At 54.8% G+C, this 21,589-nt stretch carries 24 protein-coding genes; 10 read left to right on the top strand and 14 right to left on the bottom strand.

Annotation, left to right across the window (positions count from 1 at the left end):
- The first annotated feature begins 46 nt into the window (after positions 1-46).
- Positions 47-1,021: an aldo/keto reductase gene (locus tag MC50_RS14135; RefSeq protein WP_046853029.1), complete on the top strand. Its 975-nt coding sequence runs from the start codon at positions 47-49 to the stop codon at positions 1,019-1,021.
- 50 nt (positions 1,022-1,071) lie between these two features.
- Here MC50_RS14135 and pgpA read toward each other — a convergent pair whose 3' ends face one another.
- The 6 genes from pgpA to nrdR all read right to left on the bottom strand — a co-directional run bounded on the left by pgpA (position 1,072) and on the right by nrdR (position 5,301).
- Complete coding sequence (gene pgpA, locus MC50_RS14130) at positions 1,072-1,539, bottom strand: phosphatidylglycerophosphatase A (protein ID WP_050496812.1); 468 nt, start codon at positions 1,537-1,539, stop codon at positions 1,072-1,074.
- Between the two features lie 28 nt (positions 1,540-1,567).
- Positions 1,568-2,542, bottom strand: a complete 975-nt coding sequence (gene thiL / locus MC50_RS14125; protein ID WP_032689262.1) for a thiamine-phosphate kinase — start codon at positions 2,540-2,542, stop codon at positions 1,568-1,570.
- A 76-nt stretch (positions 2,543-2,618) separates the two neighbouring features.
- A complete protein-coding gene (gene nusB, locus MC50_RS14120) occupies positions 2,619-3,038 on the bottom strand; it encodes a transcription antitermination factor NusB (RefSeq protein WP_004858621.1) in 420 nt (139 codons plus the stop codon).
- Positions 3,039-3,060: 22 nt separating this feature from the next.
- Positions 3,061-3,531 (bottom strand): 6,7-dimethyl-8-ribityllumazine synthase, encoded by a 471-nt coding sequence (gene ribH / locus MC50_RS14115; protein WP_004858618.1) that lies wholly within the window; start codon positions 3,529-3,531, stop codon positions 3,061-3,063.
- Positions 3,532-3,744: 213 nt separating this feature from the next.
- Positions 3,745-4,848 carry a bifunctional diaminohydroxyphosphoribosylaminopyrimidine deaminase/5-amino-6-(5-phosphoribosylamino)uracil reductase RibD gene (ribD, locus tag MC50_RS14110; protein ID WP_032689263.1) on the bottom strand — a complete coding sequence of 368 codons (1,104 nt, stop codon included), beginning with the start codon at positions 4,846-4,848 and terminating at the stop codon, positions 3,745-3,747.
- 3 nt (positions 4,849-4,851) lie between these two features.
- Positions 4,852-5,301: a transcriptional regulator NrdR gene (gene nrdR, locus MC50_RS14105; protein WP_004858609.1), complete on the bottom strand. Its 450-nt coding sequence runs from the start codon at positions 5,299-5,301 to the stop codon at positions 4,852-4,854.
- A gap of 148 nt (positions 5,302-5,449) precedes the next feature.
- On the opposite strand from nrdR, the gene MC50_RS14100 reads away from it, so the two are divergent.
- Together MC50_RS14100 and MC50_RS14095 are read left to right on the top strand one after the other, a co-directional pair.
- Positions 5,450-5,992 (top strand): SadB/YajI family lipoprotein, encoded by a 543-nt coding sequence (locus tag MC50_RS14100; RefSeq protein ID WP_047665467.1) that lies wholly within the window; start codon positions 5,450-5,452, stop codon positions 5,990-5,992.
- A 292-nt stretch (positions 5,993-6,284) separates the two neighbouring features.
- Positions 6,285-7,169, top strand: a complete 885-nt coding sequence (locus tag MC50_RS14095) for a nucleoside-specific channel-forming protein Tsx (RefSeq protein ID WP_032689264.1) — start codon at positions 6,285-6,287, stop codon at positions 7,167-7,169.
- A 93-nt stretch (positions 7,170-7,262) separates the two neighbouring features.
- Here MC50_RS14095 and MC50_RS14090 read toward each other — a convergent pair whose 3' ends face one another.
- From MC50_RS14090 to queA, 8 genes are all read right to left on the bottom strand, one after another.
- Positions 7,263-7,943 (bottom strand): helix-turn-helix transcriptional regulator, encoded by a 681-nt coding sequence (locus MC50_RS14090; protein ID WP_047664189.1) that lies wholly within the window; start codon positions 7,941-7,943, stop codon positions 7,263-7,265.
- A gap of 25 nt (positions 7,944-7,968) precedes the next feature.
- On the bottom strand, positions 7,969-8,334 hold the full coding sequence (locus tag MC50_RS14085) for a VOC family protein (protein WP_032689266.1): 366 nt from the start codon (positions 8,332-8,334) through the stop codon (positions 7,969-7,971).
- A 75-nt stretch (positions 8,335-8,409) separates the two neighbouring features.
- Positions 8,410-9,807, bottom strand: coding sequence for a M24 family metallopeptidase (locus MC50_RS14080; protein ID WP_047664186.1), 1,398 nt, complete (start codon positions 9,805-9,807; stop codon positions 8,410-8,412).
- Positions 9,808-9,921: 114 nt separating this feature from the next.
- Positions 9,922-10,893 carry a protein translocase subunit SecF gene (gene secF / locus MC50_RS14075; protein ID WP_032689268.1) on the bottom strand — a complete coding sequence of 324 codons (972 nt, stop codon included), beginning with the start codon at positions 10,891-10,893 and terminating at the stop codon, positions 9,922-9,924.
- 10 nt (positions 10,894-10,903) lie between these two features.
- Positions 10,904-12,751, bottom strand: coding sequence for a protein translocase subunit SecD (secD, locus tag MC50_RS14070; protein ID WP_015585040.1), 1,848 nt, complete (start codon positions 12,749-12,751; stop codon positions 10,904-10,906).
- A gap of 25 nt (positions 12,752-12,776) precedes the next feature.
- On the bottom strand, positions 12,777-13,109 hold the full coding sequence (gene yajC, locus MC50_RS14065) for a preprotein translocase subunit YajC (protein ID WP_004099423.1): 333 nt from the start codon (positions 13,107-13,109) through the stop codon (positions 12,777-12,779).
- Positions 13,110-13,131: 22 nt separating this feature from the next.
- The gene (tgt, locus tag MC50_RS14060) at positions 13,132-14,259 is read right to left on the bottom strand and encodes a tRNA guanosine(34) transglycosylase Tgt (protein ID WP_032689269.1); all 1,128 of its coding nucleotides are present in this window, start codon (positions 14,257-14,259) and stop codon (positions 13,132-13,134) included.
- Positions 14,260-14,312: 53 nt separating this feature from the next.
- Complete coding sequence (gene queA, locus MC50_RS14055; RefSeq protein ID WP_032689270.1) at positions 14,313-15,383, bottom strand: tRNA preQ1(34) S-adenosylmethionine ribosyltransferase-isomerase QueA; 1,071 nt, start codon at positions 15,381-15,383, stop codon at positions 14,313-14,315.
- Between the two features lie 292 nt (positions 15,384-15,675).
- On the opposite strand from queA, the gene acpH reads away from it, so the two are divergent.
- From acpH to fba, 7 genes are all read left to right on the top strand, one after another.
- The gene (gene acpH / locus MC50_RS14050) at positions 15,676-16,257 is read left to right on the top strand and encodes an ACP phosphodiesterase (protein ID WP_032689271.1); all 582 of its coding nucleotides are present in this window, start codon (positions 15,676-15,678) and stop codon (positions 16,255-16,257) included.
- A gap of 169 nt (positions 16,258-16,426) precedes the next feature.
- A complete protein-coding gene (locus tag MC50_RS14045; RefSeq protein ID WP_004858569.1) occupies positions 16,427-17,029 on the top strand; it encodes a peroxiredoxin in 603 nt (200 codons plus the stop codon).
- 427 nt (positions 17,030-17,456) lie between these two features.
- The gene (locus tag MC50_RS14040) at positions 17,457-17,912 is read left to right on the top strand and encodes a PTS sugar transporter subunit IIA (protein ID WP_032696557.1); all 456 of its coding nucleotides are present in this window, start codon (positions 17,457-17,459) and stop codon (positions 17,910-17,912) included.
- Complete coding sequence (locus MC50_RS14035; RefSeq protein WP_004858566.1) at positions 17,906-18,193, top strand: PTS sugar transporter subunit IIB; 288 nt, start codon at positions 17,906-17,908, stop codon at positions 18,191-18,193. The genes MC50_RS14040 and MC50_RS14035 overlap by 7 nt, the downstream gene beginning before the upstream one ends.
- Before the next feature lie 20 nt (positions 18,194-18,213).
- On the top strand, positions 18,214-19,605 hold the full coding sequence (locus MC50_RS14030; protein ID WP_004858563.1) for a PTS ascorbate transporter subunit IIC: 1,392 nt from the start codon (positions 18,214-18,216) through the stop codon (positions 19,603-19,605).
- 62 nt (positions 19,606-19,667) lie between these two features.
- Complete coding sequence (locus MC50_RS14025) at positions 19,668-20,630, top strand: carbohydrate kinase family protein (protein ID WP_004858562.1); 963 nt, start codon at positions 19,668-19,670, stop codon at positions 20,628-20,630.
- A 17-nt stretch (positions 20,631-20,647) separates the two neighbouring features.
- Positions 20,648-21,508 (top strand): class II fructose-1,6-bisphosphate aldolase, encoded by an 861-nt coding sequence (gene fba, locus MC50_RS14020; RefSeq protein ID WP_032689274.1) that lies wholly within the window; start codon positions 20,648-20,650, stop codon positions 21,506-21,508.
- Positions 21,509-21,589: the final 81 nt, after the last annotated feature.

Genomic DNA, 21,589 nt, shown 5'->3' with positions numbered 1-21,589 from the left:
TGCTATGCTTAAAGGATACCCTTTTTGTTGATAGCAGGAGCCGTTCATGCACTACATCACACCTGAAGCAACCCACCTGCGGGTCTCCCGGCTTTGTCTCGGCTGTATGACCTTTGGCGAGCCGGATCGGGGCAAGCACGCCTGGACCCTGCCTGAAGAGAGCAGCCGACCGCTCATTCAACGTGCGCTGGAAGGCGGCATCAACTTTTTTGATACCGCAAACAGCTACTCAGACGGCAGCAGCGAAGAGATTGTCGGTCGCGCGCTACGCGATTTCGCCCGCCGCGACGAAGTGGTGGTGGCCACGAAGGTATATCACCAGGTCGGGGATCTGCCGGAGGGCCTCTCGCGTGCGCAAATCCTGCGCTCTATCGACGACAGCCTGCGCCGTTTAGGTATGGAATATGTCGATCTGCTGCAGATCCATCGCTGGGATTACAGCACGCCGATTGAAGAGACCCTGGAAGCGCTGAATGAGGTCGTTAAGGCCGGGAAAGCACGTTATATTGGCGCCTCATCGATGCACGCCCGCCAGTTTGCGCAGGCGCTACAGCTTCAGGAGAGCAACGGCTGGGCGCGCTTTGTCACTATGCAGGATCATTACAACCTGATCTATCGTGAAGAAGAGAACGAGATGCTGCCGCTGTGCCATCGTGCTGGCGTATCGGTCATCCCCTGGAGCCCGCTGGCGCGGGGTCGCCTAACCCGTCCGTGGGGCGAAACCACGGCCCGGCTGGTCTCTGATGAGTTTGGTCAATCGCTCTACAGCGCCAGCGATGAAAACGATGCGCAGATTGCACAGAATCTTGCTGAAGTGGCGGAAGAACTCGGAGCCAACCGCGCCCAGGTGGCGCTGGCCTGGCTGCTGAGCAAGCCCGGCGTCGCCGCGCCAATCGTCGGAGCCTCCAGACAGGAGCAGCTCGACGAGCTGCTGGGGGCGGTGGATTTAACGCTGACGCCCGAACAGGTAGAAAAGCTGGAGGCGCCGTACAAGCCGCATCCGATTGTGGGTTTTAAATAAGCGAGCCGCCCGGGCCACAGGCCCGGGCAAACTCACCCCGGGGAGTGAGCTCAGAAAAGACCAATCGGCCAGTGGTGGCCTATCAGATACAGCACGCCGGCGGAGATTACCCCGGCGACAATATCATCGACCATGATCCCCATCCCGCCGTGGATATTGCGGTCAAACCAGCGAATCGGCCACGGTTTCCACATATCAAAAATACGGAAGATAACAAACCCGGCGGCGACCCATTGCCAGTCAAGCGTCGGCAGCGCCATCAAGGTGATCCACATCCCGACAAACTCGTCCCAGACGATGCTCCCGTGGTCGTGCGTGCCCATATCTTTCGCCGTGCGATGGCAGATATAGACCCCGATACAGATGCCCATCATCACCACCAGCGAATAAAGCTGCCAGGGGAGAAAGGTCATCAGATACCAGAACGGAATCGCCGCCAGCGAACCCATTGTGCCAGGCACCACGGGACTTAACCCGCTGCCAAAACCGGTCGCCAGCAAATGCCAGGGATTCAGCATATTGAGGCGGCTTTTTGCGATATCTTTACTACGCACCAAAGTGATCGTACCCCTGTAAATCCAGCTGGACCGGTTTACCGGATTGCATCAGCTGCAAACCGTCCGCCTCGGCGCTAATCTGTCCAATGCAGGTAAAGCGCGCCCCAAGCTGGCCGATAGCCACATCAAGCGCGCCGCGGTTAAGTTCAGGCACGGTAAAGCACAGTTCGTAGTCTTCACCGCCAGAGAGCGCCCAGCGCAACGCCTGCTCCCTCTCCGCATGGCGCAGCAGCGCATCGGATAACGGCATCGCGTCAAGATCGATCCGCGCGCCGCAGCCGCTGGCCTTCAGAATGTGCCCCAGATCGGAGATAAGACCGTCGGACAGATCGATGGCCGAGCTGGCCAGATCGCGCAGCGCCTGTCCTTGTAACACGCGCGGCATCGGGCGCAAATGGCGCGCCAGCAGGTAGTCGGCGTCAGCCGCTGACTCCACCACCAGACGATCCTGCAAAATGGCCAATCCTGCGGCGCTGTCGCCGGGGGTGCCGGTGACGTATATCCAGTCGCCAGGCTTCGCACCGGAACGCTTCAGAGCGCGTCCTGGCGGGACAAAACCGTGAATACCCAGGGTCATCGACAGCGGACCGCGGGTAGTATCACCGCCGATCAGCTGCATATCGTAATAGTTGAGCTGCATGAACAGGCTATCGCTGAACGCTGCCAGCCACGCTTCATCCGCTTCCGGTAGCGTTAACGCCAGCGTCAACCACGCCGGTTCGGCGCCCATCGCCGCGAGATCGCTCAGATTGACCGCCAGCGCCTTGTAAGCCAGATCGGCAGGATCGATATCAGGTAAAAAATGGTTGCCCGCCACCAGGGTGTCGGTGCTGATTGCCAGCGTTTTTTTCTCGGGAATGTTCAGGAGAGCGCAGTCGTCGCCGATGCCGGTTTCCACATCGAGACGCATGCTTTTTACGCGATCAAAATAACGGGCAATCAGGGAAAATTCGCCGCATGCCATACGTTATGCCTCAGCAAAAGAAAAGAATAAGGCCGGACCTTGCGTGGATGACATCCCGCGAGACCCGGCCTGGAGTTTACTTTTTGTTGGGACGAATTGCCGGGGCTGCTTTGTCCAGCACGCCGTTAACAAACTTATGGCTATCTTCGGCGCCGAAGGTTTTCGCCAGTTCGATAGCTTCGTTAATCGCAACTTTGTACGGAACATCGTCACGTTTAGACAGCTCGAACAAGGCGATACGCAGTACCGCTTTCTCCACCTGACCCAGCTCTTCAAGCAGGCGGGACAGGTACGGCTTCATCAGGCCGTCGAGGTATGCGCTGTTAGTCGCCACTCCGGACAGCAGTTCGCGGAAATACAGAACGTCGACATCTTTGACATCCTGTTCCGCCAGGAACTGGTATTCAACATCAGCGATGTCGTTCTGGGACAACTGCCAGGAGTAAAGCGCCTGGACGGCACACTCACGGGCGCGGCGACGAGCAGCAGGTTTCACGGAATTCCCCTTACAAAAAAATTCAGGCCTTGATGGCTTTCAATACGTTAATCATTTCCAGCGCGGTCAGCGCAGCTTCTGCGCCTTTGTTACCGGCTTTGGTACCAGCGCGTTCGATGGCTTGTTCAATGCTTTCTGTCGTCAGAACACCAAAGGCTACCGGGATTTCGCTGTCCTGCGCGACATGTGCGAGGCCATTGCTTGCTCCGCCAGCCACATATTCAAAGTGCGCGGTACCACCACGAATCACCGTACCCAGAGCAATCACTGCGTCATATTTACCGGTTTTAGCCAGCACGCCAGCCGCCAGCGGCAGCTCATACGCGCCTGGAACCCAAACAACGGTAATATTTTCATCTTTTACCTGACCGATGCGCTTGAGTGCGTCAATAGCACCTTCCAGCAGGCTGTCATTGATAAAGTTGTTGAAACGCGCAATGGTGATGGCGACGCGAGCGTCCGGGGTAGCAACGTTAGCTTCAATAATGTTCATACTCTTCCTTCGGGTTCATATAGCCCCGCAAGGGGGGCGGATTCTATCATAATAATTTATACACTTCATCCTTCAAACTGCCTCCGCGTTGGCGGAGCCCGTCGCCCCCGGTCACTTACGGCTGTAAGCCGGCGGGGATTCCCGGATTGGCCGCCTCGACGCATCTTGAATGATTTCGCGTAGCGATGCTGTTTTCCCTTGCGAAAGGGAAGATCATGCGCCCACTAAATGCAGGCAAAGATCGGGGCCTACCTGGCGTATCTCGTTGAATTTGAAATGGGGGGCTGCGGCCAGTTTCTCAAGCCCCGGTAGCACGCACAGCCCGCGTGCGTCGCTGCCTAACAGTTTAGGCGCAATATAGACGATAAGCTCGTCCACCAGCCCGGCCTGCAACAATGCGCCGGCGAGCGTCGGCCCCGCTTCCACCCAAATGCTGTTAACCTGCTGTTTGCCAAGCTGCATCATCAGTAACACCAGATCGAGATGGCCGTTATGTTCCGGCACCATCAGCGTTCGCACGCTTTCCGGCCAGCTGCGGTCATCGGCCTGAGTGCGGGCAAACAGCGTCTCTCCCGCCTGCTGCACGATGCGGTGCTCAGGGGTAACGCGATTATGGCTATCGATCACAATACGCAGCGGCTGGCGCAGGTTTTCCTGCGGGTAGCGGGCGCGAATATCGGCATCGAGCTCTTCCCAGCGTACGGTTAATGCCGGATCGTCTGCCAGGACGGTCGCGCTGCTGGTCAGGATCGCATGGCTTTGCGCACGCAGACGCTGCACGTCGCGTCGCGCCTGCGGCGAGGTAATCCACTGGCTTTCGCCGCTGGCCATCGCGGTGCGACCATCCAGAGAAGCGCCCATTTTTAGCTGTATGTAAGGGAAACCGGTGCGCATCCGCTTAAGAAAGCCTTTGTTCAGCGCTTCGGCTTCGCCCATCATCAGGCCGTGGCTGACGTCAATCCCTTCCTGCTGCAGGCGATACAGGCCGCGCCCCGCCACCTGCGGGTTGGGGTCCTGCATGGCGGCCACGACGCGGGAAACGCCCGCGGCAATCAGCGCGTCGCAGCACGGCGGCGTTCGGCCGTGATGACTGCAGGGTTCCAGCGTCACATAGGCAGTAGCGCCCCGGGCTTTTTCGCCAGCCATGCGCAGCGCATGCACTTCCGCATGCGGCTCGCCGGCGCGATAGTGAAAACCTTCGCCGACAATCTCACCGTCCTTGACGATCACACAGCCGACATTCGGATTGGGATGGGTCGTAAAGCGCCCGCGCTGCGCCAGCTTAAGCGCTCGCGCCATGTACATTTCGTCATGCATGGCTTAGTCCTGTAAGCGGGCGATCTCTTCGCCGAACTCTTTGATATCTTCAAAACTGCGATAGACGGAAGCAAAGCGGATATAGGCAACTTTATCGAGCTTTTTCAGCTGCTCCATCACCAGGTTGCCGATCATTTTGCTCGGGACTTCGCGCTCGCCGGTGCCGCGTAAATGGGTTTTGATATGATTGAGCGCCATTTCCACATCATCAGCGCTGACCGGCCGTTTTTCCAGCGCTTTCAGCATTCCGCTGCGCAGCTTATCTTCATTGAAGGGTTCCCGCACATCGTTGCTCTTGACCACACGCGGCATCACCAGCTCTGCCACCTCGAACGTGGTGAAACGTTCGTTACAAACCAGGCACTGCCGACGACGACGCACAGAAGAGCCCTCACCCACCAGACGAGAGTCGATCACTTTGGTATCTACGGCGAAACAGAAAGGGCAATGCATAGCGCGTCCTGACAGGAAGTTAAACTGACAGGTAGTTTACCGCGAAGTGCCCCGACAACAAAGAAAGAGCTTTTGAGACAAAGGATCTATGGCTCGTGGACGGAGACGTTCTACCATGAAGTATCCCCTGAAAACGGAATCCATGACCATGACAAGACGTTATTTGAAGCTGGCAATGCTGACCACTCTGTTCACACTCAGCGCCTGCGCGCAGCAAAGTGAAGTCCGTCAAATGCATGAAAGCGTAAGCACGTTGAGCAAAGAGATGACTCAGCTTAATCAGCAGACGGTGAAAATTACTCAGCAAAACGCGCTGAATGCGAAATCCAGCAGCGGCGTTTATCTTTTGCCCGGCGCCAATACCCCGGCGCGCCTCGAAAGCCAAATCGGCACATTGCGTATGTCGCTGCGTGACATCGCCGCCGACGCCGACGGTACCCGCCTGACACTGCGTATCCAGGGGGAGTCAAACGACCCGCTGCCGGCGTTTAGCGCCACCGTTGCCTGGGGGCAAATCACCGGCACCACGCAGAATTATCAGGAAATTAACGTACACGATCGGCTGATTAGCGCCCCCGCCAGCATCCTGGCGCCGAGTGACGTTGATATTCCGCTACGTCTGAACGGCATCACGCCGGAGCAGCTCGGCTTCCTGCGCATTCACGATATCCAGCCCGCAACCGCGCAATAATCGTCTTCACCGGGTGTCGCCGACACCCGCCCCCCCAGCCAAAAATCCATTTACAATTTTTCTAAACAGTTCAGTAAAAATTGACTGTTTGGATGAATTTCAGTGGCATTCTGTCAGGAAATGCATAGAATCGTGAACGCAATCGATTACGTATGTTTACGTTATGTGAAACAACACGTATTTTTGTGAGCAATGATTTCTATAATAGACCCCCACAGAAATACGAAATATTTAGCAACGCTTCGGCAACGTTCTTAACGCCTTTTGGCTTAATTTAAACAGTGGCATCATTATGAAAAAAACATTACTGGCAGCAGGCGCCGTACTGGCGCTGTCCACATCGTTCACTGCTGGCGCGGCAGAAAACGATAAACCGCAGTACCTGTCTGATTGGTGGCACCAGAGTGTAAACGTGGTGGGGAGCTACCACACCCGTTTTGGACCGCAAATCCGTAACGATACCTATCTGGAATACGAAGCGTTTGCTAAAAAAGACTGGTTTGATTTCTATGGCTATATCGATGCACCGGTATTCTTTGGCGGCAACAGCACGGCAAAAGGTATCTGGAACAACGGTTCCCCGCTATTTATGGAAATCGAACCGCGTTTCTCTATCGATAAGCTGACCAACACCGATCTCAGCTTCGGCCCGTTCAAAGAGTGGTATTTCGCCAACAACTATATCTACGATATGGGTCGTAACGATTCTCAGGAGCAGAGCACCTGGTATATGGGTCTGGGTACCGATATCGATACCGGTCTGCCGATGAGCCTGTCTCTGAACGTGTATGCGAAATATCAGTGGCAGAACTATGGCGCATCCAACGAAAACGAATGGGATGGCTACCGTTTCAAAGTGAAATACTTTGTCCCGCTGACCGACCTTTGGGGCGGCTCGCTGAGCTACATCGGCTTCACCAACTTTGACTGGGGTTCCGATCTGGGCGATGACAACTTCTATGACATGAACGGCAAGCACGCGCGCACCAGCAACTCCATCGCCTCCAGCCACATCCTGGCGCTGAACTACGCGCACTGGCACTACTCCGTTGTGGCTCGTTACTGGCATAACGGCGGTCAGTGGGCCGATGATGCGAAGCTGAACTTCGGCGATGGCGACTTCAACGTACGCTCTACCGGCTGGGGCGGTTACTTTGTTGTCGGCTACAACTTCTAATCCAGCCTGATCCCCGACCCGGCGGCTATGCCGTCGGGTCCGTTTCTTCTCCCGAAAGCCGGTTTAGCGCCAGCCAGACGGGAGACATTTCGCTTAACATTTCACCTTGCGTAAAAAATCGCTCAATGAGCGATCGGCACACTCATGAAAGCGCCGCTCCGTCGGGATGATATCCAGACAGCGGTCAAGGCGGAAGCAGCGGTAATCATCGCGCAGCTCGCACCAGGCAACCAGCATCCAGCGCTCCCCCCAGAAAAACAGCCCCAGCGGCATCACTTCCCGCTGCGTCAACTTCCCCGCTTCGTCACGGTAGTGCAGCGCCAGCACCCGCTGCGTGGATATGGCCTGATGCATGACATCGAAATCGCGTCGGGAATAGTGCTGATTGCCGAAATCCGGGGCAAAAATCCGCGTCTGCTCCGCCTTGCGACGGCTCTCCTCCGGCAGAATCGCCAGCACTTTTTCCTGCGCCGACTCCAGCTCCCGCGACAGCGAATCGCCGCCCCAGGTTTTCAGCAAACGGATAGCCACCATCAGCGCCTCCGACTCACGATTTGTCAGCATCAGCGGCGGCAGATCAAACCCCGACATCAGCCGGTATCCGCTGCCCGCCTCGCCCTCAACCGGAACGCCCGAAAGCGATAAATCGCGAATATCACGGTAGATGGTCCGCTCCGATACGCCGAGCCGCTCCGCCAGCAGGGCGGCCGTTGTCAGCCGCCTGCCTCGCAGAATCTGCACGATTTGAAATAAACGGTCGGCGCGTCGGGTCATTTTCTTTTCACATAAGCTCTGAAGATTAAGCCGGCTGGTGCAGGCCGACGCGGTTCCCTTCACTGTCGGTAAACAGGGCGATAGTCCCGATATCATGCGGCAGCGCCAGCGGGCCAAAAACGCATCGCCCGCCAGCAGAGGCTACCCGGTCAAGCGTGGCGGCAAGATCGTGGGTATGCAAATAGATGATAGCGCCATCCAGCGACGGTGTGATGCCATCAAATTTTGCCAGCGCCCCGCCGGTGGCCGGATCCTGGTGTGGGAAAACAGCGAGTTCGGCAACATCCATGCTCTCCCGGCGAAGCGCCACCTGCATGACCGGCTCATAAAACGCGATGGCACGATCCATATCGACGACCGGAATTTCAAACCAGTTAATTACATTATGCATACATCCTCCTGTCCATTGTTTGGGTTCAGGAGGAGTGTATGACAAGGCTCCTGACAGCATACTGTCAGGAGTGTTTTACGCGGAGGGCGTTGTGCAAACCAATGCCCGTGCGTTATCAAGCAGCCAGGGACGTAAATAGCCAACGGTATTCGAGAGCGGCAGGACCTCCTCCGGCAGGACAATCCCCAGCTGCTGGCGGATATAGGCCCGCCGGGTGACGATGCGCTGCCAGAGCGCCGGCCAGTTCTCCGCCAGCTCCTCACGTAGCGCCTCATCCGCAACCGCTACGGTATCTTCAATACTGGCCCCGGCATAGCCCGCCCGTGAGGGGATGATATCGATTTGCAGCATCATGCCGCTACGGATACAGGCCTGGGAGTCCGGCCCTATGGGAGAACACAGCCACTCTTCGTCGGCGACCAGATGGCCGGGGTTCAAATGCCAGTGATACTCTGCTTGCGGTAACACCCGCTCGATCAGCGCATACATCTCACCGCCGCGCATACCGATACGCAGATTCTCCAGCCAGCTGACCACCGCCCGGAAATAGGGCTTCGCCACCACATCGAGGTAGTCCGCCACCTCCGGCGCCAGCTCCGTTTCATCGCCGACCACGTAGGCTGCCCGGCTGCTTAAGCCGCCTTTAAACCCGGTGGTGAGCGAAAACTTATCGCCGCGACGGATAGCCTTATCGCCAGGATAGAGACGGGCATCGGCGAAGCGATCGCCGGTAGCGGCAATCATTACCACACTGTTGGGCTGGCCTTCTGCTGCCAGCAGCGCGCCGATCTGTTTTTCCGTTTTTCCCGGCGCGATGGCATTCAAAGCCGTGAGGATCGCCGTCGACGCCAGATTGGCGCCATATTCATAGTGCGCCAGCTCATTAGCAGAATTTACCGTTCTCACACCGCCATCTGGCGCGATAAATATTGCCGTGGCATTGGCCACAGCCGCCTGCCGCCCCGCAGCCTGCCGAATCGCGTCAACGATGAAAGCAGGCAGATCGAACATCTGTGAGCGGTCGTCAGCGCTGCCGGTAAACAGCTTCCAGCCTACCAGGCCCAGCGTTCTCCCGCTGCGTATACCGGCATCCTGCAGCAGCTGAGGCAGACTCTTTTCATTGCTCATTGGCTGATTCGGCAACGAGAACCACGGCGCATGGACCACCCGGTTTTCCAGCCGGGCAAAGGCCGCCAGCTTGAGGTTTTCATTACCCAGCACCAGCACCGCCTCCCCTTCGCGATGCAATACCAGCAAGGCTTCTTCAAAACGAGGGATAAAGCCGGTGAGATATTCGAAGTTTCCGCCGTGCTCTTTATCGGCATACACGATCAGCGTGTCGTAGCCATGCTGGTGCATTTGCGCAAGCACCCTGGCTTTACGCTGGCGTAGGGTTTCATCACTGAGCGTCACGGAAGGCACATCGTGCCAGACGGTGGGCTGGGCGACGGCAGAAAGGACTATGGCGGGCATGGGGAATCTCCATCTCATTAAGCGCTAAGAGTGGAGAGTAGCGAAATTTGGCCGGGCTGTAATAAAAAAATCCCGGCCTTGCGACCGGGATTGCTTTATCTGAACGCGCCGGATTTACGGCAGAATTGACGGCTGATCCGCCCCTTCTTTTTCGACCTTCTGCTGCAGCATATGCTCACGCTTCATGCCCAGCTTCAGCGCCAGTGCGGACGCAACGTAGATAGATGAGGCCGTACCGATGGAGACACCGATCAGCATGGTCAGCGAGAAGCCTTCCAGTACCGGGCCACCAAAGAGATACAGCATCAGGATCACCACCAATGTGGTTCCGGAGGTGATCAAGGTACGATGCAGCGTCTGGGTCAACGACACGTTGAAGATCTCATACGGCGTACCGCGGCGGATCTTACGGAAGTTTTCACGGATACGGTCAGATACCACGATGCTGTCGTTCAGCGAGTAGCCGATAACCGACATCAGCGAGGCAACGATGGTCAGGTCAATCTCGATATGGAACAGCGAGAGGATGCCCATCGTAATGACCACGTCGTGCGCCAGGGCGATAACTACCCCGGCGGCAAGACGCCACTCGAAACGGAAACCAACGTACACCAGGATACAGATTAACGCCGCCAGCAGCGCCAACGCGCCGCTTTGCGCCAGGTCAGCCCCGACGCTCGGCCCCACGAACTCAATTCGCTTAACCGTCGCCGACTGGCTGGTCGATTCGTTAATCACGCTAACGACCTTGCTGCCCAGCTCCTGACTGATGTTGGCATCATGTACCGGCGGCATACGTACCATGATGTCGCGGCTGCTGCCGAAGTTCTGCACCTGCGGCTCTTCAAAACCCGCCTTCTGCAGCGCCTGGCGCATCTGATCCAGTTCGGCCGGTTTTTCGAGGGTAATTTCGATTACCGTACCGCCGGTGAAATCCAGACCCCAGTTAAATCCGCGCACGCCCATCACGACAATGGCAGCAATCAGCAGAAAACCTGAAATGCCGAAAGCCCAGTAGTCCCAGCGCATAAAGTCATAGACTTTACGGCCGTGGTTCAATTGTTCAACAGTATATTCCTGTGCCACAACGCACTCCTCAGATAGACAGCTTTTTAACGCGCTTGCCGCCGTACAGCAGGTTCACGATGGCACGGGTGCCGACGATAGCGGTAAACATCGAGGTTGCCACACCGATACCGGTGGTAATCGCAAACCCTTTAATTGCACCGGTACCGACCGCGTACAGGATGATAACTTTGATCAACGTCGTAATGTTCGCATCGAAGATCGAGCTGAATGCGCCCCGGTAACCTTCATCAATCGCCTGCTGAACGGAACGTCCGTTGCTCAACTCTTCTTTAATACGTTCGTTGATCAGTACGTTAGCATCGACCGCTACCGCCAGGGTTAACACAATACCCGCAATCCCCGGCATACTCAGCGTGGCCCCAGGAAGCAGGGACATGATACCGACGATCAGGACCAGGTTAGCCACCAGCGCAGAGGTCGCGATCAGACCGAATTTCTTATAGAAGAAAATCATGAACAGGATAGAGACCACCAGACCGGCCAGACACGCTTCCAGACCCTGTTTGATGTTCTGCATACCCAGAGTCGGGCCGATGGTACGTTCTTCAACGATCTGAATCGGCGCAATCAGCGCACCCGCACGCAGCAGCAGAGAGAGCTGACGCGCTTCATTTGGGTTGCTGATACCGGTAATACGGAAGCTGTTACCCAGGCGAGACTGGATGTTGGCGATGTTAATCACCTCTTCCTCTTTCACCAGAATGGCACGACCGTTAGCATCTTTCTTACCGCTGTCTTTATACTCCACGAACAGGGTCGCCATCGGTTTACCGATGTTGTCCTTGGTGAAGTTAGACATGATGTTACCACCTGCGCTGTCCAGCGAGATGTTAACCTGCGGCTGGTTGAACTCGTCCATGCTGGAAGTGGAGTCGGTGATATGGTCACCGGTCAGAATCACGCGCTTGTACAGCACAACCGGCCGGCCTTCACGGGTATCTTTCACTTCAGAGTCGCCAGGGACACGGCCGGAAGCGGCGGCGGCACTGTCAACGTTGCTGTTAACCAGACGGAACTCCAGCGTCGCCGTGGCGCCAAGAATTTCTTTCGCCCGAGCGGTATCCTGAATACCCGGCAGTTCAACCACGATACGGTCGGCGCCCTGACGCTGTACCAGCGGCTCGGCAACACCCAGTTGGTTAACACGGTTACGCAGAATGTTGATGTTCTGCTGCACGGCGTATTCGCGGGCTTCTTTCAGACGCTCATCGGTCATCACCGCTTTCAGGCCGGTAGCGCCCTGCGTGGAGATAACCAGATCGCGGTGACGCGGGCTCAGCCAGGAGATGGCCTGATCGCGTGCGGCGCTATCGCGAAAAGCGATGCTCAGACCATAATTGTCTTCCTTACGCACGGTGGAGTAAGGGATGCCTTTTTCACGCAGCTCGCTGCGCAGGCTGTCGATATTTTGTTCCTGCAGTTTTCCCAGCGCGGTGTCCATATCCACTTCCATCAGGAAGTGTACGCCGCCGCGCAGGTCAAGACCCAGCTTCATCGGCTCGGCATGGATAGCCGCTAACCAGCGAGGAGTCGCCGGAGCTAAGTTCAGCGCCACGACGTATTTATCACCTAACACGTCCACCAGCACTTCACGTGCGCGCAGCTGGACATCGGTGGTGTCGAAGCGCGCAAGGATTGCGCCCTCTTCCAGTGCCACAGACTTAGCGGTAATTTTTTCTTCTTGTAACGTTTTCTGGACCTGGATCAGCGTTTGCTCACTGGCGGCGACACCGCGCGCGCCAGTGATTTGAACGGCCGGATCCTCACCATACAGGTTGGGGAGCGCATACATCAGGCCGACGATAATAACGACGACCAGCATGATGTACTTCCACAAAGGATAACGGTTTAACACGGCAGTTCCCTTAGGGAAAAGTGGATTACAGTGCCTTCATGGTGCCTTTCGGCAGAACGGCAGCTACGAAGTCACGTTTGATAACCACTTCAGTGGTGTCGTTCAGCGCGATAGCAATGTATCCGCTTTCAGCAACTTTCGTGACGCGACCAACCAGGCCGCCATTCGTCAGCACTTCATCGCCCTTGGCGATAGAGTTCATCAGGTTTTTATGTTCTTTGGTGCGCTTCTGCTGTGGGCGCAGGATCATGAAATAGAAAATCAGACCGAACACCACCAGCATCAGAATCAGAGACATCGGGCTACCCTGCGCCGCGCCACCGGTTGCTGCTACCGCATCAGAAATAAAAAAGCTCATTCAAATTCCCTCATTATTAAAATTAATCAACGTTCAAAGGAGGAACAGGTCGCCCCTGACGTTGGTAAAAATCGGTCACGAAGCTCTCTAATTTACCCTCTTCGATAGCCTTACGTAAACCAGCCATTAAACGCTGATAGTAGCGAAGGTTATGAATGGTATTGAGGCGCGCGCCCAATATTTCGTTGCAACGATCGAGATGATGCAAGTAAGCGCGTGAATAATTGCGACATGTATAGCAATCACACTCGGCATCCAGCGGCGCGGTGTCGCTTTTATGCTTCGCATTACGAATCTTCACCACGCCATCGGTGACGAACAGGTGGCCGTTGCGCGCGTTGCGCGTGGGCATGACGCAGTCGAACATGTCGATACCGCGACGCACCCCTTCAACCAGATCTTCTGGCTTGCCGACGCCCATCAGATAGCGCGGTTTGTCGGCCGGGATCTGCGGGCAAACGTGCTCCAGGATACGGTGCATGTCTTCCTTCGGCTCACCGACAGCCAAACCGCCGACAGCGTAGCCATCAAAGCCGATATCTACCAGACCTTTAACGGAGATATCACGTAAATCTTCGTAAACGCTGCCCTGGATAATGCCAAACAGCGCATTTTTATTGCCAAGAGAGTCAAAACGGTCGCGGCTGCGCTGCGCCCAGCGCAGAGACATTTCCATCGAGCGCTTAGCGTAATCCCAGTCCGCCGGATACGGCGTACATTCGTCGAAGATCATCACGATATCGGAACCGAGATCGTACTGAATCTCCATCGATTTTTCCGGATCGAGGAAAATGGGGTCGCCATTAATTGGGTTGCGGAAGTGGACGCCCTGCTCGGTAATTTTGCGGATATCGCCCAGGCTGAACACCTGGAAGCCGCCGGAATCGGTCAGGATGGGTCCTTTCCACTGCATAAAATCATGCAGGTCACCGTGCAGCTTCATGATTTCCTGGCCCGGACGTAACCACAGGTGGAACGTGTTGCCGAGGATAATTTGCGCGCCGGTGGCTTCAACTTCTTCCGGCGTCATCCCTTTTACGGTGCCGTAGGTACCAACGGGCATAAAGGCTGGCGTTTCAACCACGCCGCGATCAAACACCAGGCGGCCGCGGCGGGCGCGTCCGTCGGTCGTATCCAGTTCAAATTTCATTTTAACTCCTGCGTCAGAAAAACAGTCTGACGTTAAACACTCATGTCGCGGAGTTATTCCCCGACACGCTCAAAAATAGCCTGCGGATTGTACGTGATAAACATCGCGTCCCCGTAGCTAAAAAAGCGATATTTTTGTTCTACCGCAGCCTTATAGGCATTCATGGTGTGCTGATAGCCAGCAAAGGCTGAAACCAGCATAATCAGAGTCGATTCAGGGAGATGGAAGTTGGTCACCAGCGCATCAACCGCTTTGTACTGATACCCCTGATAGATAAAAATCTGCGTGTCGCCGAAAAACGGCTCAATCAGGTCGTTTTTCGCCGCCTGCGCCGCGCTCTCCAGCGAACGTACGGAGGTGGTGCCCACCGCGATGACCCGGTTGCCGCGCGCTTTCGCCGCCAGCACCGCATCAACGACCTCCTGCGGCACTTCGGCGTACTCGGAGTGCATGATGTGATCTTCAATGGTCTCTACGCGCACCGGCTGGAAAGTCCCCGCGCCAACGTGCAGCGTCACAAACGCCATTTCAATCCCTTTCTCGCGCAGCTTCTCCAGCATCATATCGTCAAAGTGCAGGCCAGCGGTCGGCGCGGCCACAGCCCCCGGCCTGGTGCTGTATACGGTTTGATACAGTTCGCGGTCGGCGTCTTCGTCCGGACGATCGATATACGGCGGCAGCGGCATATGGCCGATGCTGTTGAGGATATCCAGTACCGGGCGTTCGTCGTTAAATTCGACTTCAAACAGCGCGTCGTGACGTGCCACCATCGTGGCGTTGATGCTTTCATCATCGCCCAGCAGCAGCTCCGCTCCCGGCTTCGGCGCTTTAGATGCGCGAATATGTGCCAGAATACGTTTGTCATCAAGCATGCGCTCGACCAGCACTTCAATCTTGCCGCCGCTGGCTTTTCGGCCAAACAGGCGCGCCGGGATCACGCGGGTATTGTTAAAGACCAGCAGATCGCCCGGGTTAAGTTTGTCGAGTAAATCAGTGAAAGTCCCATGCGTCAGCGCTCCCGTCGGACCGTCTAACGACAGCAGGCGACAGCGACTGCGCTCCGGCTGCGGGTAGTGGGCGATCAGGGATTCGGGTAGTTCAAAGGAAAAATCGGTAACGCGCATGACGGTGGCTCAGACTAAATAAAGAGGCGGGTAGTCTAGTGCCGGGGCGTCCTCCCTGCAACCTTTACCCCTCTGGATGAATAACATAATCTATACACAAAACCATTCAAGATGCATCGACGCGGCAGCTGAATGCGTCCCCGGGAGCAGACAGGTGTCTATGGCCGGGTGAGTGATAAATCTGTCAGGAACAGATTTGAACGCCGCGGAGTGGCGGCCCGCGAGGGCGAGGCTCAAAGATGAGCCGGGTAGCTGAAGCCAACAAAGAGGCAGTTTGAAGGATAAAAGGTCTATGAATTTTCTTGCACACCTGCACTTAGCCCATCTCGCCGACAGTTCCCTGCCCGGCAATCTTCTGGCCGATTTTGTTCGCGGCAATCCCCAGTCGGACTTCCCGGCCGACATTGTCGACGGCATTTTTATGCACCGGCGCATCGATGTCATGACCGATAATCTGCCGGAAGTAAAAGCAGCGCGCGACTGGTTTCGCCCGCAGACCCGCCGCGTGGCGCCCATTACGCTGGATGTGATGTGGGATCACTTCCTGTCGCATCACTGGGCGCGCATTTCACCCGATATGCCGCTCAATGAGTTTGTCCGCTATGCCCAGGCACAGGTAACGCCGGTGTTACCCGATTCGCCGCCGCGTTTCGTGAATCTCAATGCCTATTTGTGGTCGGAGCGCTGGCTTGAACGCTATGAAGATATGGACTTTATTCAGAGCGTCCTCAACGGCATGGCCAGCCGTCGTCCGCGCCTTGATGCCCTGCGCGACTCCTGGCAGGATCTGGATACGCACTACGATAAACTCGAGCAGCAGTTCTGGACTTTTTATCCGCGAATGATGGCGCAGGCCGCCAGGCGCGAACTATAAAGATTGCGCTTTCTCACAGAAAGGCTATCCTGAACAACGTTTTCCGATATAAATTGATAGGTAAAACCTATCTCATTGATTGTCAACGTCACGTTGAGTTCGCATGAACCAGTCCCTATACTTGCCCGCGTTGCGTTCCAATTAACCTTATTATTAACAGGAGAATCATATGGTTCTGGTCACTCGTCAGGCTCCGGATTTTACCGCAGCAGCTGTTTTAGGTAACGGCGAAATCGTTGAGAAATTCAACTTCAAACAACACACCAACGGTAAAGCGACCGTCCTGTTCTTCTGGCCGATGGACTTCACCTTCGTTTGCCCGTCTGAGCTGATCGCTTTTGACAAACGTTACGAAGAATTCCAGAAACGCGGCGTAGAAGTTGTTGGCGTCTCCTTCGACTCTGAATTCGTTCACAACGCATGGCGTAACACCCCGGTAGACCAGGGCGGTATCGGTCCGGTTAAATACGCGATGGTTGCTGATATCAAACGTGAAATCCAGAAAGCTTACGGTATCGAACACCCGGACGAAGGCGTGGCGCTGCGCGGCTCCTTCCTGATCGACGCTAACGGCGTCGTTCGCCACCAGGTAGTAAACGATCTGCCGCTGGGTCGTAACATCGACGAAATGCTGCGTATGGTTGACGCGCTGCAGTTCCACGAAGAGCACGGTGAAGTTTGCCCGGCACAGTGGGAAAAAGGAAAAGAAGGTATGGCGGCTTCTCCGGAAGGCGTTGCTAAATACCTGACCGAGAACGTGTCCAGCCTGTAATCGGCCCATGTTCAGAAAAAGGCTCGCGCATGCGGGCCTTTTTTATCTTCTGCCGCAGCACATGTTGCGCTCGCGCGCGCAGTCGCCGCCCCCTCATGCTTTCCAGACGGCTTTTTTGTTATCAAACTCAAGCTTTGGTAAAAAACTGCCATGATATTTGTGATACGCAAAGCACTTCTAAAAAATAATTCTCTCTTATTTTTGTTCTGTCCCGCCTGATATTTTTTTAAAATTCCATACTCCAATTATAACCAATTGATAATTAACATAATAATAAATGTTATTTTCCCTTAAAAAATAACGCAAAGATCATTCCACTGTGATCAACTTCAAGGTTTAAAAATTCAAATGTGACCTGAACCATGATTTCCTGCGTTCTATTTCGTCATGATTTAACTCAGAAAATAAATGCGTTAAGGATTGGATTATGGAAATCATTTTTGATCGCCGGTTAATCGCACTTGATCAGAACATTACCAGCGCCAGTCAGGCTATCGAATTATCCGGGACGCTGCTGGCCCGCCAGCAAATTTGTCGCCCCGAATACATCACCGCGATGCTCGACGTCTATAAGGATTTTGGTCCCGCCATTGTTATTGATAGCGGGCTGGCGATGCCCCACGCACGCCCCGAAAAGGGGGCCATCCGCACCGGTTTTTCTTTAATCACCACCCGCCAGCCGCTTCACTTTGGTCACGAGGAGTTTGACCCGGTGAGCGTCATTATCGGTATCGCCGGCGCCGATGCCGATAACCATATAAAAATGATCCAGATAATCGCCGCACTGATTGAATCAGATATTGTGTCGTTCCTTCGCGAAGAGCATGACATCAATGCCGTATTCAATTTCATCCACAATAAAATGGAGTCGTCATTATGTTAGTTATCAGAACAGTTTGTGGTAACGGGATTGGCAGTTCATTAATGGCCGCAAGCAATGTCAAAAAAATATGTGATGAATTAGGGATCAAAGCTGACGTCGCCTCCGTTGATTTTGCCAATGCCGTAGGAGAGAAAGCCGATCTCTATATCACCATCAAAGAATTAGCCAATCAGTTCCCTGCACATTGTCAGGTCGCCATCATTCGCAGCTATGTACATAAAGCAAAAATTGCTGAAGATATTACCGACGCTCTGACAAAAATTGCTGCGACTCATTCTTAATCATTATTAAGGACACGATCATGCAGGCTATACTCACATTCTTATCAGAAATATTCAGCCAACCCGCATTTCTGATGGGGATTATCGCATTTGTCGGTTTAGTGGCACTGCGCTCCCCCGGAAATAAACTTCTCACCGGTACCTTAAAGCCCATCCTCGGTTATTTAATGCTCAGCGCCGGCGCTGGGGTTATCGTTGCCAACCTCAATCCGCTCGGCGGAATTATCGAAGCCGGATTTAATATTCGCGGCGTTATTCCTAACAACGAGGCTATTGTTTCCGTCGCCCAGAAGGTACTGGGTGTGGAAACCATGAGTATATTGCTGTTAGGTTTTATTTTTAACCTGCTGATTGCCCGCTGCACTAAGTATAAATATATCTTCCTTACCGGTCACCACTCTTTCTTCCTCGCCTGTCTGTTCTCGGCGGTACTGCAGGCGGCAGAATTCCGCGGCTGGATGCTGGTATTGATTGGCGGATTCTTACTCGGCTCCTGGTCGGCGATCTCTCCGGCAATTGGCCAACGCTATACCAAGCAGGTCACCGAAGATGGCGGCATTGCGATGGGGCACTTTGGCTCGCTGGGGTATTACATCTCCGCATGGATCGCCAGCAAAACCGGCAACCCGGCGAACTCTTTCGCCGATACCGAAATCTCTGAGAAATGGGGCTTTTTGCGTGATACCACGGTCACTACCGGGATCGTGATGTTCGTTATCTACTTTGTCTGTAGCGCCGTGGCCGGCACCGAATACCTGCGGACAATCACTGACCAGAACATGCTGATCTTCTCTATCCTGACCGGCCTGCAGTTTGCCGTCGGCGTCGCCATCGTCTACAACGGCGTGCGTCTGATCCTTGGCGATCTGGTACCGGCATTCCAGGGGATTAGCCAGAAGCTGATTCCCGATTCGATTCCGGCCGTTGACTGCGCGGTGTTCTTTACGTTTAGCCCAACGGCGGTGGTCGTCGGTTTTATCAGCTCCTTTATCGGCGGTCTGGTCGGGATGCTGCTGCTGGGCGCCTTCGGCATGGCGCTGATCATTCCCGGTATGGTGCCGCATTTCTTCTGCGGCGGGACCTCGGGCGTTTTCGCCGACAAGCTGGGCGGCAAGCGGGGCTGCGTCATTGCCTCGTTCATTGGCGGCATCTTCCTCGCCTTCCTGCCGGCGATGTTGCTACCGGCTTTAGGCAGCCTGGGCTTTGAGAACAGTACCTTTGCCGATTTCGATTTCGCGGTATGGGGCATCATTATCGGTAATGCGTTTACCCAGTTTGGCCAGATAACCATCTATTTGATTTGCCTCGCCCTGCTCATCGCGCTGCTGGTGCCTTTCTGCTTCCGCTCAGTGCGCGTGGTAGGAGATACGCTCAGCTACGAAGCGCTCACGGCGAATAAGAAAAATGAATAGGGTTTCATTTTTCCCTGCGGGAAGCATTCTTCCCGCAGCTGACGACATTATCAGGAGTAGTTATGGCTATATTGTCCATAGGTTTTTCATGTTTTGATCAGTTCTTCTTTCTGAATGAGTGGCCGCAGGAAAACACCAAAAACTTCTGCCACGACTTTATTGAAAGCGGCGGCGGTCCGGCGGCAAATGCCGCATGGCTGCTGGGATTATGGGGCGAGGATGTCTATTACATCGGTCATCTAAATGCGGATATTTACGGTCAGCGTATCGTCGATGAATTTGCTCAGGCCGGAGTCGATACCAGCCACATCGTCTTTTCCGATGAGATGATCACCCCGCTGGCGTCGGTGCTGGTTAACCGTTTAACGGGCTCGCGAACCATTATTACCCGAAAAATGCAAACGCCACCTTCACTGACCTACGATCAAAAACTGAAACTTGACGATCTCGCACAGCGCCTTATTGCTTCAGAAGAGCCGGTTACTCTGTTAATTGATGGTCACGAAGCCGAAATCAGCGAGTATTTAATTAAAAAACTCCCCGCGGCCCGCGTGGTCATGGATGGCGGTTCGTTACGCGCCAGTAATATCAAACTGGCGGCCTGGACAGATTATTTCGTCGTCAGCGAACATTTCGCCAGAGACTATATGAGCTACCGTGCGCTGAGCACAGAGAAAGAGCTAAAAACAGCGCTTCTCGAACTGAATAAAATCTGCCGGGGCGAGGCTTTTATTACTCTTGGAGAAAAAGGCTGTGCCTTTTTAAAGAGCGGGATGCTGCATATTGTTCCCGCCTGGCAATGTCAGGCCGTCGATACGACCGGCGCCGGCGATGTTTTTCATGGTGCTTTCACTTACGGCGTTCATTATTCATGGCATATCGATAATATTATTCTTTTTGCCAGCCTGACCGCAGCAATCTCTATTGAGAAAAAAGGTGTTCGTGAATCCATGCCGGATCTTGCCGTTGTTCATAACGCATTAAACAGCTACGAAAGAAACTTAACGCAGTATTTTGATGAATAATTAATTCCGAGGTGATTATGTTAGTTTCTATGAAGGACATGCTTCAGCATGCCCTACGGGACGGTTATGCCGTAGGGCAGTTCAATATTAATAATCTGGAATGGGTTGGCGCCGTATTAAGCACCGGGCAACAGCTCCGCTCACCCATTATTTTAGGCGTCTCCGGCGGCACGGTAAAACATATGCTGGGCCTGAAATGCATTCACGACATCGTGGTGAATGCGATGGACTATCTACAGATTGATATTCCGGTCGCCTTGCATCTCGATCACGGGACCACGCGCGAGGCCTGTGAAGCGGCCATTGAAGCTGGCTTTAGCTCAATTATGTTTGATGGCTCCCATTTGCCGTTTGCGGAAAACCTGGCGATCACCCGCCATCTGGTCGACCTGGCGCACAGCAGAGGCATCTCCGTCGAAGCCGAGCTGGGAACCATTGCCGGCAGTGAAGATGGCATCGTGAATTCTGAGGTTATCTATGCCGATCCGCAGGAGTGTTTTACCCTGGTCAGCGAAACGCAGGTAGACTGCCTCGCCGCCGCGCTCGGTTCTACGCACGGGCTTTATAAAGGGAAGGCTAAACTCGGCTTTGCCGAAATGAAAGCCATATCAGAGCTGGTCAAGGTGCCGCTGGTACTTCACGGCGGGACCGGCATTGCTGACGACGATATACGCAAAGCGATTGCCTGCGGTACGGCAAAAATTAACGTCAACACCGAGAATATGTACGCCTGGTGTGAGGCCGTGAAAGCGCTGTTTGCCGCCGATAACGGCCACGATATTAACGATCCGCGCAAAGTTATCCAGCAAGGCTTGCTGCCCGTACGCGAGATGGTTGCCCGCCGGATCCAGCTATTTGGCTCTCAGAACCGAGGCTAAGTCCGGCATTATCATTGATGCTCAAGCAGATGGTTGCGCTACGCGCTCCCCCGGCGATCTGGCCTGAGGAGCGCGTAAACC

The organism is Klebsiella planticola, from assembly GCF_000783935.2.
Taxonomy (GTDB): domain Bacteria; phylum Pseudomonadota; class Gammaproteobacteria; order Enterobacterales; family Enterobacteriaceae; genus Klebsiella; species Klebsiella planticola.
Note: the sequence above shows the minus strand (reverse complement) of the source record. Positions and strands in the feature narration are given on the sequence as shown.

Coding starts and splice junctions, on each gene's coding strand:
- MC50_RS14090 (WP_047664189.1), bottom strand. CDS start 7,943: ATGACCCGACGCGCCGACCGTTTATTTCAAATCGTGCAGATTCTGCGA.
- fba (WP_032689274.1), top strand. CDS start 20,648: ATGTTAGTTTCTATGAAGGACATGCTTCAGCATGCCCTACGGGACGGT.
- MC50_RS14035 (WP_004858566.1), top strand. CDS start 17,906: ATGTTAGTTATCAGAACAGTTTGTGGTAACGGGATTGGCAGTTCATTA.
- MC50_RS14095 (WP_032689264.1), top strand. CDS start 6,285: ATGAAAAAAACATTACTGGCAGCAGGCGCCGTACTGGCGCTGTCCACA.
- acpH (WP_032689271.1), top strand. CDS start 15,676: ATGAATTTTCTTGCACACCTGCACTTAGCCCATCTCGCCGACAGTTCC.
- MC50_RS14085 (WP_032689266.1), bottom strand. CDS start 8,334: ATGCATAATGTAATTAACTGGTTTGAAATTCCGGTCGTCGATATGGAT.
- ribH (WP_004858618.1), bottom strand. CDS start 3,531: ATGAACATTATTGAAGCTAACGTTGCTACCCCGGACGCTCGCGTCGCC.
- MC50_RS14040 (WP_032696557.1), top strand. CDS start 17,457: ATGGAAATCATTTTTGATCGCCGGTTAATCGCACTTGATCAGAACATT.
- tgt (WP_032689269.1), bottom strand. CDS start 14,259: ATGAAATTTGAACTGGATACGACCGACGGACGCGCCCGCCGCGGCCGC.
- MC50_RS14045 (WP_004858569.1), top strand. CDS start 16,427: ATGGTTCTGGTCACTCGTCAGGCTCCGGATTTTACCGCAGCAGCTGTT.
- pgpA (WP_050496812.1), bottom strand. CDS start 1,539: ATGCTGAATCCCTGGCATTTGCTGGCGACCGGTTTTGGCAGCGGGTTA.
- nrdR (WP_004858609.1), bottom strand. CDS start 5,301: ATGCATTGCCCTTTCTGTTTCGCCGTAGATACCAAAGTGATCGACTCT.
- MC50_RS14100 (WP_047665467.1), top strand. CDS start 5,450: ATGACAAGACGTTATTTGAAGCTGGCAATGCTGACCACTCTGTTCACA.
- MC50_RS14030 (WP_004858563.1), top strand. CDS start 18,214: ATGCAGGCTATACTCACATTCTTATCAGAAATATTCAGCCAACCCGCA.
- ribD (WP_032689263.1), bottom strand. CDS start 4,848: ATGCATGACGAAATGTACATGGCGCGAGCGCTTAAGCTGGCGCAGCGC.
- thiL (WP_032689262.1), bottom strand. CDS start 2,542: ATGGCATGCGGCGAATTTTCCCTGATTGCCCGTTATTTTGATCGCGTA.
- MC50_RS14135 (WP_046853029.1), top strand. CDS start 47: ATGCACTACATCACACCTGAAGCAACCCACCTGCGGGTCTCCCGGCTT.
- queA (WP_032689270.1), bottom strand. CDS start 15,383: ATGCGCGTTACCGATTTTTCCTTTGAACTACCCGAATCCCTGATCGCC.
- MC50_RS14080 (WP_047664186.1), bottom strand. CDS start 9,807: ATGCCCGCCATAGTCCTTTCTGCCGTCGCCCAGCCCACCGTCTGGCAC.
- MC50_RS14025 (WP_004858562.1), top strand. CDS start 19,668: ATGGCTATATTGTCCATAGGTTTTTCATGTTTTGATCAGTTCTTCTTT.
- yajC (WP_004099423.1), bottom strand. CDS start 13,109: ATGAGCTTTTTTATTTCTGATGCGGTAGCAGCAACCGGTGGCGCGGCG.